The 15,388-nt window shown below is 67.0% G+C and carries 9 protein-coding genes and 2 tRNA genes; 5 read left to right on the top strand and 6 right to left on the bottom strand.

Annotated elements, in window-relative coordinates; all coding sequences use genetic code 11:
• Positions 1-48: 48 nt before the first annotated feature.
• Positions 49-618, bottom strand: a complete 570-nt coding sequence (locus Sfulv_RS19370; protein WP_246353175.1) for a PPA1309 family protein — start codon at positions 616-618, stop codon at positions 49-51.
• Between the two features lie 128 nt (positions 619-746).
• Between Sfulv_RS19370 and Sfulv_RS19375 the strand changes: the two genes are divergently transcribed.
• The 4 genes from Sfulv_RS19375 (at position 747) to Sfulv_RS19390 (ending at position 6,283) form a co-directional block, all read left to right on the top strand.
• Positions 747-3,719: a UPF0182 family membrane protein gene (locus Sfulv_RS19375; protein WP_173318009.1), complete on the top strand. Its 2,973-nt coding sequence runs from the start codon at positions 747-749 to the stop codon at positions 3,717-3,719.
• 42 nt (positions 3,720-3,761) lie between these two features.
• Positions 3,762-3,835 (top strand) — tRNA-Met (locus Sfulv_RS19380).
• Positions 3,836-4,046: 211 nt separating this feature from the next.
• The gene (locus tag Sfulv_RS19385) at positions 4,047-6,119 is read left to right on the top strand and encodes a tetratricopeptide repeat protein (RefSeq protein ID WP_173315771.1); all 2,073 of its coding nucleotides are present in this window, start codon (positions 4,047-4,049) and stop codon (positions 6,117-6,119) included.
• A 90-nt stretch (positions 6,120-6,209) separates the two neighbouring features.
• Positions 6,210-6,283 (top strand) — tRNA-Met (locus Sfulv_RS19390).
• Positions 6,284-6,447: 164 nt separating this feature from the next.
• Here Sfulv_RS19390 and Sfulv_RS19395 read toward each other — a convergent pair.
• Positions 6,448-6,867, bottom strand: coding sequence for a Fur family transcriptional regulator (locus Sfulv_RS19395; RefSeq protein WP_173315773.1), 420 nt, complete (start codon positions 6,865-6,867; stop codon positions 6,448-6,450).
• 129 nt (positions 6,868-6,996) lie between these two features.
• On the opposite strand from Sfulv_RS19395, the gene Sfulv_RS19400 reads away from it, so the two are divergent.
• Positions 6,997-8,481: a catalase gene (locus Sfulv_RS19400; protein WP_173315775.1), complete on the top strand. Its 1,485-nt coding sequence runs from the start codon at positions 6,997-6,999 to the stop codon at positions 8,479-8,481.
• A gap of 76 nt (positions 8,482-8,557) precedes the next feature.
• Here Sfulv_RS19400 and Sfulv_RS19405 read toward each other — a convergent pair whose 3' ends face one another.
• The 4 genes from Sfulv_RS19405 to Sfulv_RS19420 all read right to left on the bottom strand — a co-directional run bounded on the left by Sfulv_RS19405 (position 8,558) and on the right by Sfulv_RS19420 (position 15,150).
• Positions 8,558-8,959, bottom strand: a complete 402-nt coding sequence (locus Sfulv_RS19405; protein WP_173318020.1) for a CBS domain-containing protein — start codon at positions 8,957-8,959, stop codon at positions 8,558-8,560.
• Between the two features lie 616 nt (positions 8,960-9,575).
• A complete protein-coding gene (locus tag Sfulv_RS19410) occupies positions 9,576-10,412 on the bottom strand; it encodes a hypothetical protein (RefSeq protein ID WP_173315777.1) in 837 nt (278 codons plus the stop codon).
• A 3,422-nt stretch (positions 10,413-13,834) separates the two neighbouring features.
• Positions 13,835-14,395: a P-loop nucleotide/nucleoside kinase family protein gene (locus Sfulv_RS19415; RefSeq protein WP_256669006.1), complete on the bottom strand. Its 561-nt coding sequence runs from the start codon at positions 14,393-14,395 to the stop codon at positions 13,835-13,837.
• Positions 14,392-15,150: a GntR family transcriptional regulator gene (locus Sfulv_RS19420; RefSeq protein ID WP_173315779.1), complete on the bottom strand. Its 759-nt coding sequence runs from the start codon at positions 15,148-15,150 to the stop codon at positions 14,392-14,394. Before Sfulv_RS19420 ends, Sfulv_RS19415 begins: the two co-directional genes overlap by 4 nt.
• Positions 15,151-15,388: the final 238 nt, after the last annotated feature.

Raw genomic sequence — 15,388 nt, forward strand, 5'->3', positions numbered from 1 at the left:
CGCCCGCCGCTCCGGGAGCTCCCGGAGCGGCGGGGCGAGGACCGGTGGTCAGGACTCGAAGGTGGCGGCGAGCGCCTCGGCCAGCCCGGGAACGAGCCCGGCGCCGGTCAGCACCTCGGTGGGGGAGTCCTTCTCCCGCAGCCGTACGGCCGAGTCCCGTGAACCGTCGCGCAGGACGGCGACCGTCATCCGGACCTCCTGCCGGTCCGGGTGCTCGGCGACCCACTTGGTCAGCTGGGCATCACTCAGCCCTTCGGGTACGGAAGCCTCGGCGGACGGCGGCAGCATCAGCCGCTCCACCGTCATCGCACACCCGACCACCGCGTCGGGCCAGGCGATGGTGGCGAGGAACTCGTCCAGCGCGGTGCCCGCGGGGAGTTCGTCCTGCTCGACGGGGGTGAGGGCCGCGGCCGTGGAACCGGTGTCGTCCAGACCGAGCTGGGCGGCGAGGCCGGGCTCCTTGACGCGCAGGCCGGCGGTGTCGACCAGGGCGAAGAGCCGGGCCGGCTGGTCCCAGCCGAGGTTGGCGGCGTAGGCGTCGATTTCGAGTACGGCGACAGTGAGGGGGCTCGCGGCCATCGGGGGGCCGGAGGGGGAAACGTTGGGCATACCCAACATCCTGCCTCCTTCCGCCCCGGTAACGGGAACTAGGTAAAGCCTCAGTAAGTTGCATAGGTGGGCTCTACGATCGCGTGGGCCTGCTCCACACGACCGCGAACTTCGAGGTGCGCACGTTGGCTTTCCAGATGCCGGACCGCGGCGGAGGCCCGACCGGGCCACGGATCAGAGTCGGCCGCCCGTCCCGGCGCGTCCGTACCCTGCTCATGACACTGGCTGTCCTGGCGGTTCTCGCCATGGCCTTCGTCATGTTCGCGGGGTTCTGGACGGACTGGCTCTGGTACAGGTCGGTCGAGTATTCATCCGTCTTCACCACCACTCTGTGGACCAAGATCGGACTGTTCCTCGTCTTCGGACTGCTGATGGCGGTCGCCGTCGGCGTGAACATCTGGCTCGCGCACCGGCTCCGGCCGCCGCTGAGCGCGATGTCACTGGAACAGCAGAGCCTGGACCGCTACCGGATGAGCGTCGCCCCGTACAAGAAGTGGGTGCTGCTCGCGATCACCGCTCTCGTAGGGCTGATCGCCGGGGCGTCCGCCTCGGGCCAGTGGCGTACCTGGCTGATGTATGTCAACGGCGTCGCCTTCGGCCAGAAGGACCCCCAGTTCAAGCTGGACGTCGCCTTCTACGCCTTCGACCTCCCGTGGTACCGCTTCATGCTCGGCTTCGGTTTCGCGGCGGCCGTGCTGTCGCTGATCGCCGCCGCGCTGACGCACTACCTGTACGGCGGACTGCGGATCACCAGCCCCGGCGCACGGGCGACCGCCGCGGCCACCGGGCACCTCTCGGTGCTGCTGGGCCTCTTCGTCTCGCTGAAGGCAGTGGCGTACTGGCTCGACCGGTACGGACTGGCGGTGAAGTCGAGTGACTTCAAGGCCACCGACAACTGGACGGGCCTGCGGTACGTCGACGCGAACGCCTACCTGCCGGCGAAGACGATCCTCTTCTGCATCGCCGCGATCTGTGCCGTGCTGTTCTTCGCGACACTGTGGCGCCGCACCTGGCAGCTGCCCGTGATCGGCTTCGGTCTGATGGTGCTCTCGGCGATCCTGATCGGCGGGCTCTACCCGGCGATCGTGCAGAAGTTCCAGGTCGAGCCGAACGAGCAGGCCAAGGAGGCGCCGTTCATCGCGAAGAACATCGATGCCACACGCGACGCGTACGACATCGATGACGCGCAGGTCGACGACTACACGGGCAAGAGCACGGAGACCGACGACGCCAAGCTGCGCACCGACGCCGACGCGGCGGCCAGTTACCGGGTGATGGACCCGAACGTCGTCTCCCCTGCCTTCCAGCAGCTCCAGCAGAAGAGGAACTACTACCAGTTCCCCAAGACGCTGGACGTGGACCGCTACAAGGACCCCGACGGCAAGGAGCAGGACACCGTCATCGGTCTCCGGGAGCTCAACGTCGAGGGTCTGCCCAAGCGGAACTGGATCAACGACCACTTCACGTACACCCACGGCTACGGCGCGATCGCGGCCCGCGGGACCACGACGGGCACGAACCCGGGAGGCTCCCCGGACTTCACCGAGGCGGGGCTGCCGTCCAGCGGTCAGCTCGGCACGTACGAGCAGCGGATCTACTACGGCGAGAAGACCACGCAGTACTCCATCGTCGGCGGGCCCCAGAAGGAGCTCGACTACGAGGAGGACGGCGAGAAGACGACGAGCTACAAGGGCGACAGCGGTGTCAGCCTCGCCAACGCCTTCAACCGCGCCGCCTACGCCGTGTCGTTCAGCGAGCCGCAGATCCTGTACTCGGGAGCGATCGGCGAGGGTTCGCGGGTCCTGTACAACCGCACGCCCAAGGAGCGCGTCGAAGCGGTGGCCCCCTGGCTGACCATCGACGGGGACGCCTACCCGGCGGTCGTCGACGGCCGCGTCCAGTGGGTCGTCGACGCCTACACCACGACCAACGGCTACCCGTACGCCTCGCGTACGACGCTGGGGGACACCACGGCCGACTCGCTCACCACCAACCAGCGCGCGGTCGTCGCCCAGCAGAACCAGGTCAACTACATCCGCAACTCGGTCAAGGCCACCGTCGACGCCTACGACGGCAAGGTCAGGCTCTACGAGTGGGACACCAAGGACCCGGTCCTCAAGACCTGGCGCAAGGCGTTCCCGGGGACCGTGAAGTCCCGTGGGGACATCCCCACCGAGCTGATGGACCATCTGCGGTACCCGCAGGACCTCTTCAAGGTCCAGCGGGAGCTGCTGACGCGCTACCACGTCGAGGACCCCGCCCAGTTCTACAGCGGGAGTGACGCGTGGCAGGTGCCGGACGACCCCACCAACAAGGAGCCCGGGGCTGTTCCGCCGTACTACCTGAGCATGAGGATGCCGGGTCAGGACGCGCAGAAGTTCTCGCTGACCACGACGTTCACCCCGAAGGGGCGGCCCGACCTCGGGGCGTTCATGGCGGTCGACGCCGACGCGGCCAGCAAGGACTACGGCACCATGAGGCTGCTGAGAGTCACCACCACGGTGAAGGGGCCTGGCCAGGTACAGAGTGAGCTCAACGGCAACGACGACGTCGCCGAGTTCGTGAGGAACCTCAAGGGCACCGACTCCGACATCGAGTACGGCAATCTGCTGACCGTGCCGCTCGCCGGCGGGTTCCTCTACATCGAACCGGTCTACACGCGCGGCGGCACGCAGAACTACCCGCTGCTGCGCAAGGTGGCCGCGTCGTACGGGTCGAAGATCGTCTTCGAGAACAGCCTCGGTGAGGCGCTCAACGCGGTATTCGGGGTCGAGGACACCGGCCCGGTGGAGCCCACGGAACCCCCGGGCGACACCACGGAGCCTCCGGCGACCGGGGACGCCGCGCTGAAGAAGGCCATCGCGGACGCCCAGAAGGCGTACACCGAGGGCGAGGCGGCCCTGCGGAAGCAGGACTGGACCGCCTACGGCACGGCGCAGGCCGAGCTGGAGGACGCCCTGCGCAGGGCGGCCGCGGCTCAGCCCAAGCAGGGCAGTGGTGCGGGCGGCGGCGCGGCGGCGGAGAAGCCGGAAGGCGGCGACAAGCCGGCCGGCGGCGCGGACAAGGCCACTGACGAGGCCGGCGACAAGGGCACTGACCAGGGAAGCTGAGAGAACCCACCCCCGCGTCGTGGTACTGTTTGAACACAACGACGCGGGGTGGAGCAGCTCGGTAGCTCGCTGGGCTCATAACCCAGAGGTCGCAGGTTCAAATCCTGTCCCCGCTACTGAAAACACAAAGGCCCGAATCCAACAGGATTCGGGCCTTTGTCATGTTGTCAGTCTTTCCGGCGCCATCCGCGTGAAGTGCGGTTTGCGGGGCACGAGTTGAGCAGAGGCGTGTTTGACTTGTCTCTCTGTGGGCATGTCGACAAAGCGCTGAAGTGACCTCACTGGCCGCGATATTCCAGGTGTACGCGGGTTACAGGTGGTGGGACGATGGTATTTATGGGGGACAGGGCAACTCTGTTGGAGACAGGGCGGTTTGTGCAGCGGCGCGTCCAGAAGACGGAAAGCATGACGGATGCGGCTTTTGCCGTCGCCATCGCCGAGACCACCGACGCCACCTGCGCAGCCGACACCACCCACGCCGCCGAGGCCGCGGACGGCGTCGAGACCGAAGCGCGGCACCGCCGCGCCGCCGACGCCGGTGATGTCACCTCGATGAGTGTCCTCGGCGCGCTGCTGCTGCGCCGCGGTGACCTCGACGCCGCCGAAGGGTACCTGCGCGCGGCCACCGCCGAGGGCGACCGGGCCGCCGCCAACAACCTGGGTGTCCTGCTCCACCAGCGCGGATACGCGGACGAGGCGGCCGGATGGTGGCGGATCGCCGCCGTCGCCGGTTCCGCCGCCGCCGCCCACGCCCTCGGCCGGCACTTCCGGGAGCGCGGCGACGAGCCGGGCGCCGAGTACTGGCTGCGTCAGTCCGCCGAGCAGGGCCACGCGCTGGGCGCCTACGCCCTGGCCGACCTGCTGGAGCACCGCAGCGACGTCGGCGCCGAGCGCTGGCTGCGCGCCGCCGCCGAGCAGGGGCACCGGGAGGCGGCGTACCGCCTGGCACGCACCCTGGAGCGGACGGCTCTCGCCGACCCGCACGGCGCCTTCGGCCTCGGCCGCGGTACGGGCTCCCGCCCCGCCGGCCGAGACGTGGACGCGCCCGCGCCTCTGGAGGCACCGGAGCCCACGGAGGTCCCGGGCGGCCCGCGCACGGGCACCGGCCACCGGGCCAGGACGGACGGCGGCAAGGCCGTCAGCGGACGCGGACGCGTCGATGACGGCCCCGTCGCGGGCCCGGGACCCGGGCGCATGGGCGAGGCCGAGCAGTGGTACCGCCAGGCCGCCGCGCGCGGTCACCGGCGGGCGGCGCTGCACCTGGGCGCCATCCTGGAGCAGCGCGGCGAGCTGAAGGAGGCGGGCCGGTGGTACCTCACCGCCGCCAAGGAGGGCGAGCCGCGCGCCGCGTGCGCGCTCGGCTTCCTGCTGCGCGACGCGGGCGACGAGGAGAGCGCGGCCGTGTGGTGGCTGCGTGCCGCCCAGGACGGTGACGGCAACGCCGCCAACGCCCTGGGCGCCCTGCACGCCGCCCGGGGTGAGCAGCAGACCGCCGAGCGCTGGTACCGCGCGGCTATGGACGCCGGTGACGTCAACGGCGCGTACAACCTCGGGCTGCTCTGCGCCGCCCAGGACCGCACGCCGCAGGCCGAGCAGTGGTACCGCCGTGCGGCCTACGCGGGGCACCGCGAGGCGGCCAACGCGCTGGCCGTGCTGCTGCTCCAGGCCGGGGACCACACCGGAGCGGAACCCTGGTTCTCCAAGGCGGCCGAGGCCGGAAGCGTGGACGCGGCCTTCAATCTGGGCATCCTGCACGCGGGGCGCGACGAGGACCGTACGGCGCTGGCCTGGTACCAGCGGGCCGCGGCGGCGGGGCACACCGACGCGTCCCTCCAGGTCGGCATGGCGCTGCTGCGGGACGGCAAGAGCCAGGAGGCCGAGCGTCATCTGCGGTGCGCCGCCGGCGGGGGCAGCGCCGAGGCCGCCTTCCGGCTGGCCGGGGTGCTGGACGCCCGCCAGCCCCCGCCGGGACCTCCGGGGCTCGGCGAGCCGATGCCGGAGAAGACCGAGTGCGAGGAGTGGTACGAGCGGGCCGCCCAGCAGGGCCACCGTCGTGCTCAGGTGCGGGTCGGGATGCTCGCGGCCGCGCGCGGCGACATGGAGAGTGCCGCGCACTGGTACCGGGAGGCCGCCGAGTCGGGCAGCCGCAACGGCGCGTTCAACCTGGGGCTGCTGCTGGCGCGCGAGGGCAGTGAGCGGGAGGCGGCCCTGTGGTGGAGCCGCGCGGCGAACGAGGGGCACGGCAGGGCCGCGCTGCGCCTCGCCCTGCTCGCCGCCCGCCGCGGTGAGCTGACGGAGGGGCAGCGCTGGTGCGCGAGAGCGGTCGAGCTGGGGCCGGCCGAGGTGGCCGAGCGGGCCGCGCGGCTGCGGGACGCGCTGCACCAGGAACTGACCGCGTAGCGGGGCGGGGCCGTCCGGCGGGCGGCCCCGCTCGGCCGTCCGAATGAATTTGCGCTGGTCGGCGGGGCCACGTAGTGTTGCGTTCATCGACGCGGGGTGGAGCAGCTCGGTAGCTCGCTGGGCTCATAACCCAGAGGTCGCAGGTTCAAATCCTGTCCCCGCTACTGAAGACCGAGGCCCGGTTCCTGACAAGGAACCGGGCCTCGGTCGTTTCGGCATGTCCGAGCGCACCAACAGGCCGCGAGCGCACCAACAGGCCGAACGCGGGTCGCCGCGGGGGCCCGCGTTCGGCAGCCGTCAGCCGTACAGGGGGTGCGGTCGCGGTTGCTCAGGCCGTCGCGACGCAGTTCGGGCAGACACCGCGGTAGGTGACCTCGACGTCCGAGACCGTGAAGCCGAACCGCTCGGTGTCCGGCAGGTCGGCCAGCGGATTGCCCGACGGGTGTACGTCACGGATGGCGCCGCAGTGCCCGCAGACCAGGTGGTGGTGCGGGCGGTGGGCGTTCGGGTCGTAGCGCTTCGCCCTGCGGTCGGTGGAGACCTCGACGACCTCGCCGAGCGACACCATCTCGCCCAGCGTGTTGTACACGGTCGCCCGGGAGATCTCGGGCAGCCTCGCGACGGCCCTCGCGTGGACCTCGTCCGCCGTGAGGTGCACGTGGTCGCCGTCGAGAACCTCGGCCACGACGCGCCGCTGCGCCGTCATGCGCCAGCCGCGTCCACGGAGTCGTTCCAGGAGGTCGCTCATGGGTCCCAGCCTAACAGTGGAGGGGCCACATCCCGAATAGGTGTGACTTTGGATCAATAGTTGACTTAGACAATGTCTAATGTAGGATCCAGACCGGCATACGCCGAGGACAGGCTGTGCGGGAAACGCATGCCGTGCAGGACGACGCAGGAGGCGCACGTGACACAGGGACCGCTCACCACCGAGGCCGGCGCGCCCGTGGCCGACAACCAGAACAGCGAGACCGCCGGGGTCGGCGGGCCGGTCCTCCTCCAGGACCAGGCGCTGCTGGAGAAGCTCGCCCACTTCAACCGCGAGCGCATCCCGGAGCGCGTCGTGCACGCCCGCGGCGCCGGCGCGTACGGCACGTTCACGCTGACCCGTGACGTATCGCGGTGGACGCGCGCCACGTTCCTCTCGGAGGTCGGCAAGCGGACCGAGACCTTCGCGCGCTTCTCCACCGTGGCGGGCAACCTCGGTTCCGCCGACGCGGTGCGCGACCCCCGTGGCTTCGCGCTGAAGTTCTACACGGAGGAGGGGAACTACGACCTCGTCGGCAACAACACCCCGGTGTTCTTCATCAAGGACGCCATCAAGTTCCCCGACTTCATCCACACCCAGAAGCGCGACCCGTACACCGGCTCCCAGGAGGCGGACAACGTCTGGGACTTCTGGAGCCTCTCGCCCGAGTCGACGCACCAGGTGACCTGGCTCTTCGGCGACCGGGGCATCCCGGCCACGCTGCGCCACATGAACGGGTTCGGCTCGCACACCTACCAGTGGAACAACGAGGCCGGCGAGGTCTTCTGGGTCAAGTACCACTTCAAGACCGACCAGGGCATCAGGAACCTGACGCAGGCCGAGGCCAACAAGCTCGCCGGTGAGGACCCCGACTCCCACCAGCGCGACCTGCGTGAGGCCATCGAGCGCGGTGACTTCCCGTCGTGGACGGTGCAGGTCCAGATCATGCCGGCGGCCGACGCGGCCACGTACCGCTTCAACCCCTTCGACCTCACCAAGGTGTGGCCGCACGCGGACTACCCGCCGATCGAGATCGGGAAGCTGGAGCTCAACCGCAACCCGGAGAACGTCTTCGCGGAGACCGAGCAGTCCGTCTTCAGTCCCGCGCACTTCGTGCCGGGCATCGGTCCCTCGCCTGACAAGATGCTCCAGGGCAGGCTGTTCGCGTACGGCGACGCCCACCGCTACCGCGTCGGCGTCAACGCCGACCACCTGCCGGTGAACCGTCCGCGCGCCACCGAGGCGCGCACCAACAGCCGTGACGGGTCTCTCTACGACGGCCGCCACAAGGGCGCGAAGAACTACGAGCCGAACAGCTTCGGCGGCCCGTTCCAGACGGACCGGCCCCTGTGGCAGTCCGTCCCGGTCGCCGGCGCCACCGGTAACCACGAGGCACCGGTGCACGCGGAGGACGACGACTTCGTGCAGGCCGGGAACCTCTACCGGCTGTACTCCGAGGACGAGAAGGCCCGGCTGATAGACAACCTCGCCGGGTTCATCGCCAAGGTCACGCGCGAGGAGATCGCCGAGCGCGCGATCAACAACTTCCGTCAGGCGGACGGGGACTTCGGCAAGCGGCTGGAGGTCGCGGTCCACGCCCTGCGCGGCCGGTGAGGACGCTTGCCGTGGACGGCGGGCCGGATTCCCTTCGGGGGTCCGGCCCGCCGTGGTTCGGTGCGGGTCCGGGGTGTCAGAGCGCCAGCTCCACCGGGCGGCGCCTGGCCGGTGCCCAGCAGCGGATGATGTCGCGCACCGAGACGACTCCGACCGGACCGTCGCCGTCCAGCACGATCAGATGCCGGAAACCGCCGTGGGTCATGGCCTCCGCGGCCTCTTCGAGGGTCCAGCCCGGAGCGGCGAAGACCACGTCGGTGGTGGTGTGGGTGGCCGCGGTCTCCCGGTCGGGGTCCTGCCCCGAGCCGATCGCGTCGAGGATGTCGCGCTCGGTGAGGATGCCGAGCCCGCAGGTGTCCGGGTCGTGGACGACGGCCGCTCCGACGCGGCGGGCCGACATCAGCCGGGCCGCCTGGCGGAGGGTGTGGGCCGGGCCGATGGTCAGGACCACCGTGCTCATGGCGTCGCGGACGAGCATGAAGAGAGCCACCTCCTGGGTGCGCCGACTCGTGAGCTGACTCCGTGATCCGACCGTGTGAGTCGGTTCACAAGTTCACAAGTGGGGGCTCCCAGAGTTGCACCCCTGGACGGCGTCGACAAGGGGCGGGAGGGAAGAGCGCCGGGGCGTGCGAGAGCGCGGCGCGCGGGCCCCGCACGCCCCGGCAGGACCGCAGGACGGGGCCTGTCCGTCGTCAGTAGCGCTGGAACTGACTAGAAGCCTTGCCTACCTGCGGCTACTGCCTGAGGGGGCCTTCTGGCCTGCGATCCAGTGGTCAGCGTTGGTGAACGTTGGCGCTTGTGGGTCACCCTCGGACGGCCCACAGACGGCCCGCGACGGCCACACTGAGCCCTCTAGCGCTAGGACCTCAACCCCCTAGCGCTAGAGGGGGCGCTGGTGCCCAAGCGCTAGGTGCTAGACGTGCACTTCCGCTGGTCCCCGAATTGGTCGGTCGAGCGCAAGGCGGGCCTGCCGCTTAGCCACGTAAGCGGGCGACGAGGTCCGCCCCTCCGGGTAGAAAGAACTATGGCCGCCCGACGATCATTGCGGCCCTCCACGGATGCGTCGCAGGCTGATCGCTAGGTGGGCCACCTGGTCATCCATCTGCCGCTGGCGTGAATCCCTTTCGAGTCGCATCAGCGGGCCCCCGGAAGGAATATTCTCCCAGCGATGCATCTTTGTGTAGAAGGGTTCGATTGAAAAGAGCCTCTGTTCCTTTATCTAGGTCTTTCTCCTCAATCAGGATATCGTTTACGATTTTCCGAAAGGTTGACCCAATCACAGGTGAAACCTTTTCTGAACTTCCGATCAATTCCTTCAGTAAGATGAAGGTCAGCGCGTCAAGTGCATGTCCCCTGGCCATATGCAAGCTGTCGTCTGGATCAATTTTCTCATGCTGAATTTTCTGCAGAATTTCACGTGCGCCATCCCATCGGATATTAGCATGGGCATGGGAGAATTCTCCGAGTGCCTTATTAAGGGCCGAGAGGCGTCGCCACCCTGCCGCAATCAGCCAATCTTTCGGCGTGCTGGAAGGCGACCGCTCCAGCTTCTCAGCCTTTTCTGGCTTTTCCGTCCAGACTCTCAAGCGTCCACATTGCTCTAGAAGGACGCGCAAGGCGGCTAGAGCTCGGTCGTCGTCTTCAAGCCACAGCCAATAGGCGGATCGCATGGCGGAGGAGCACGCCGCTGCAGCGTCGGCGGCAGGGCTTCGCTTAAGCCAGACGGACATCAGGCCAGCCATTTCTGCAGCAATAAGATAGCGGAAGTTTCGAGTTTCTAGATGCTCGAAATCGAGTTTCCCCATACGTCTTTTTTCCAGGTCGAACGCCTTCAGTGCCCATGTCGCTGCTCTAGCGCGCCGCTCGTAGAAGTGAAGGAGTGCGAACTCGTCGTCCCGGTAAAGCCTCCCGGCTGGCTTCTTGCCCTGCATGACACTCTCGTGGGCTCTCGCTGCGTCTTTGAGGCCACCTACGATCCCTGGAGTCAGGCCAGTATTGGGCAGAAGCGGGATGAGGGACGGAAATGTGGGCGGCTTATGGCCTCCGCGACCTCTCTCGATTGAGCCGAGAAAGATTCTTCGAGGTAGATCCGATTTTCCCTCTTCCTCGGCCAGTGTGGCCAGGCATAGGCGAATCTGCCGAAGGTTGAGAGTCATGACATCTGCAAGCCCTGTTGATGCTTCTCCGAGTGCTGCCGGAGGAACCCCATCGAGTAGCTGTCCAGATTCCCAATGCACAACATCAACCCATGGCCCGCGGCTGTGAAGTAGATCTGACATAGAGTTCATCAACGCGGATGGATATACCTCATAGTCACCCCCTATCAGGACCGAGGGGCCAGGGGGAGATTCTTGTGCTGAATCAAGGTGTGGACTGTCCACGTCCTCCGCAGCTTCGGGGCTTGCATTTATTTCTTGAGGTGCAAAAGGATAATTCTTGTGGCACTTTGCCCACGCGCGCGCCGCGTAATCTGCGACAGATTCTCCCCTCCTGTGACTAATTCCGGTATTGTATGCCGCATTCTCAGTCCACCTCTCAAATTGGGACCGCAAAATGGTCGTAGCCCCGATGAACTGACCGCTGAAAAGTAGACGAGCGGCTGAATAAGCACTGTCGGCTCCCCAGCTCAAATGGTCTACCCAACCCCCGCCATACGAAGATGGTGATCTGTCTCGTGTGGCGCCTAGCTCTCGAAGGGCGAAATCTGTGAAGCCGATGGAGAGCAGGGCGGACATCACGGGCTCGATGGCTGGCGGCGGTAGCTTCGCCATGTTCTCCATTCGTGCATTGTGGCGAGCTATCATGCCCTCAATTACATATCCGCTGCCCCGGGCGGCAAGTTCTTCATACTGTGCCAAACTTGAATCGTATCGACTTGCACGCCGTTGGGCTCGATTAGCTTTCCGATAAGCTCTCCTCGATTCTTCTTCTGGTGAACTGGGTGGTTTGCGCAGTTCTTTTCTGCGGCGGCTGGCTTGACCCATGGCTCCTCCTGAAGGTGATCAGATTTTGCCGCAAAGCAGCCTCGCGAGCCACTGGTTTTGTAAAAGCCTCAAATCTAGGAGGCTTACAAGGCTGCCGGCAGTGCCAGCTGATCACTGCTACCGGTACGCGGGGCTACATCTGCGCGGCGGAAGGGAAGCCGGGCCCAGGCTCTCGGATGCAAACCCCCTCCAGAGGGCGCCGGCTGCGGCTAGTGCACCTTCACGTGGTGGCGTGGCCCGGCTTGTCTTGTCGCTTGTCTTGTCGCTTGTCGTGGTGCAGGTCAGACGGGGTCTGGCGACCGCTGGACAGGGACGGTTGGTTGCGGGCGGCAAGACAAGCGACAAGCCACAGGGGCGAGGGGCGAGGGGCGAGGGGCGTTGGGTGGGGCGGCCTATCTTTGCGTCGGTGGGTTTGGTGATGCTGTGTCGGCTGGTGGGGGTTTGAGGCTTGGTGTGGTCGGTGGGGTGAGAGGGTCACTCTCGGTTGCAGTGGCGTCGGGGTCTGTGGGACTCCCACAAGCGTTCACAGGAGGCGCTGTGAGGTGCCCAGTTGGGGGTTCAGGGGCGGTTTCGGGGGCTGCTTCTGTGGGACCCCCACACCCACCACATGCAGGTCAGAGACCACCACAGCCTTGTGGGGGTCCCACACGGCTGTGGTGGTCTGTGGTGGGGTGTCTGTGGGGGCCCCACCACAGACACTTCGGGCACGGGCTGTGATCTCCCGGGAATGGAGGGCGGTCCTGATGGGGATTTTGCGAGCGGCAAGCCGCACAACCCTTTGGCAGCTCGCTCCGCGAGCGCGCGCACCCCGTCGGCCGACGCGAGCGGCGTGGCGCGGTGCGGGCTATGGGGACGTTGCGTGGTCGCAGTGGTTAGTGGCTACTGGTTACTGGCAACCCGAAAACAGCCTGCTGGAAGGCTCTGGTGGCCGGTAGAGGGGTGCTCTACTGGCTAGTGGAAAGTTGCCGGTGACCAGTAGCCAGTAACGCTCGGTGAGAGGTCGGCTCGCCCGGGGGCCGCCGTACCTTGTTCCGTGACCCACACCGCGGCCCCACACGGGCTTGCGCGTGTGACCCACACGGCGTGTGTGCGTCACACGGGTGTGTGTGGGTCGCTGACCTGCGCGTGTGGGGTGTGTGACTCACACGCGGCCACCGTTGGAAAGGCCCCCGGGAGCCCCCCTGGAAGGCGTGTTGGGCCTGTGCGGGGTGCTGACCCACACAGACCCACACGGGTCACACAGTGACGGGACCAAGAGACCACCCCCCGGCGCCGGGGGGTGGTCTCTTCGTTCTCGACGTGCGGCCGGTCCATCTCTTTGAAGAGCCTTCCAAGAGCCACGCAGGAGGGAGGGTGCCGGGAGCTCCCGAACCCCCTCCCTGCGTGGCGTCCTTGGAAGGCTCTTCAGCGGTCGGTGCGCGCTGGGGAGGCAGGGGAGGCACCCCTCCGGGACCCCTCCAGGAGAGGCTATTAGTGGGGGAGCCTGCCTCCCCTCCCCATCGCGGTCGGCAACGGGAAGAGAGCGGTTCCGGTTCCCTCTCCCTTTAACCCATCCTAGAGATTTGGTGTAAGACAGCGTCCGCAGCGTCCGCAAGGGGTTCGGAAGGGTGTCTGACCTGCGGGAATGGTGCGGACGCTAAACAATTTATTTAGCGTCCGCTAGCGTCCGCAGCGTCCGCAACCCTCGCTCCTCTTAAGAGCATCACCGCAGGTCAAGACGGCTCTTAAGGTGGAGAGGTGCGGACGCTGCGGACGCTATCCTCTCCTCCGGCGCGTGTTTCTCTCCGGCCGTGAGCATTCCGCTTCCCGCTCACAAGCAAGAGGAGCACCCCCGGCGGCGCGGCGGGGTGCTCCTCTTGCTTGTTCGATGGCTCCCACTTGTAGCACCACAAAAGCTCCCCTCTTTTTCTTAAGTAGGAGAGGTCTGCGTCACCGCGTCACCCCGGTGGCGAGAAAGGGGCTTTGACCTGCGGGAAAGCGGGGTGACGCAGAGCTAGAATCCTGCGTCACCTGCGTCACCCCATGACGCGGCCCTGCGTCATGGGGTGACGCACCCCCGGACGCCTGCGTCACCATAAAACCGCAGGTCAGGGGGTTCGGGTGACGTTGATGACGCGGTGACGCAGAACTCCGGCCCTCAGACAGGTCACGCACCGCCGGGCCTGCATCGCGTCACGCTGCCCGAGTTGGCCGGCGGGGTGCGCGCGCTCGCGGAGCGAGCTGCCCAGGGTCGTGCGGCTTGCCGCTCGCTCTATCCCTTTCCGGAACCGCAGGACGGACGAAAACCCCTGCTAGACCTAGCAGGGGTCCTTGCTAGGTCTAGCAGGGGCGCTAGCACCCGAAAGTGGCTCTGAGCTGCGAACTAGCGCCTAGCACCCAGGTTTGAGCCCTGCTGTTTCGAGCGCTTGCAGCACGGAATCCGGGTCACCGCCATAGACGATGTGGGGTTCATCAGCTTGAGGCGGAATGAACCTCGTCCGATATCTGGCTAGGTCGCTTTCCGAGAAGAAAATCGAGTTTGCATCGGCCTTGTGTCGAGCGTTTCGCTCGCTGACTCGCGTCCAAAGTTCTTCGTGGCTCGCTTCCAGGTAGACGAGTACTGACCGGCCTCCGGCGTTCGTGACCACCGCACTCCAGCGCGTGCGATCCTCTGGAGTCCAGAACCCGTGATCGACCACGACGTTGTGTCCCGCCCGAAGATGCTCACCGAGGTCCACGGCGATCTCTTCCAGAACCGGGCGTTCCAGCTTTGGGAAGATGCCTCGTGGGAAGTCGACTCCGTACACACCGTGGCGACGGAACATCTCTTCGTCCGGGCACAGCCGGACAAATCCACGGGCCGTAAGAGCACGCGCGAGCGTCGTCTTACCCGACCCGGGAAGCCCCGCCATCAGGACGCAAAACGGCCCTGAAGCCGAAGCTGCGGTCACTGCGCTACCTCCGACTCCGTGAGCCACGTCCGGCCCGGGCTACCGAGGTCCACGCCATACTCCACGACCTGGCCCGCGCTATCGATGAACTTTGCGGTCATGACGACCACTGGCTCCATTGGAGGGTTCGACGGGTCAAGCTCCAAAAGCTCTGCGTCTGCGGGCCTCAGCAAGCGTGCCGAGGCGCTGTCAATCCGGCGGGTGATCGGCCGCCCGGTGGCCTGGGCGATGAGCTGCAACGACGTGCCACCCGTGAGGCGGGCGTTCTCGGCGAGTTGGGGCACCAGCTCGGCGTATGCAGCGGGAATCCATGAGGTCGAATGCGCGACGATGCCGCGACGATCGCGATACACCCTGCGGCGGCGGATAACGTCTGAGTCCGGCGTGATGTCCAAGGCTGCTGCCACATCGGCCGGCGCTGAGACCACCGACGCCTCATGTGAGTCGGACCGCTCACCCGCTCCCCAGCTTGATCCGCTGCGGTGGCCACGGTCCTGCCGCTGAGAGCCTGAGGACATCGGCGTGGGGCGGTCGATCACCTCGGTACCAATGCCGTGGATGCCTCGCACGAGCCCTTCGCCGCGAAGCTGCCGCAACGCCTTCTCGGCGGTGGCCGTACTGACTTTCCACTCCTGTGCCAGGGCCTTGATGCTGGGCAGAAGTGCGCCCGGTCGCAGTTGCCCTGACGTGATCAGCTCCGTGTAGTGAGCGGCGATCCGTGCGTACGGTGCCCGATGGCCGACCTGCTCCGGCATTTGTCAGCTCCTTCTCTCCGTTGATGCGTTCCCTAGCGTACCCCTTGACACCCTAGGGTGCCCTAGGGAACCCTAGGGATGTGCCCGCTGGTCGATCCGATCGGAGAGGCGCAGCAGCGCTATGCACTTGGTGCTGGTCGAAAGAAAGCCCTGGCCAAAGGCCAGGGCTCTCACAGGGGGCGGCTCCCTACCGCCAAGCAGAACGCCGCTCCCCTAACCCGCGAAGGGGTACATCCAT

Origin of the sequence: Streptomyces fulvorobeus (assembly GCF_013167895.1) — a bacterium.
Classification (GTDB): Bacteria; Actinomycetota; Actinomycetes; order Streptomycetales; family Streptomycetaceae; genus Streptomyces; species Streptomyces fulvorobeus.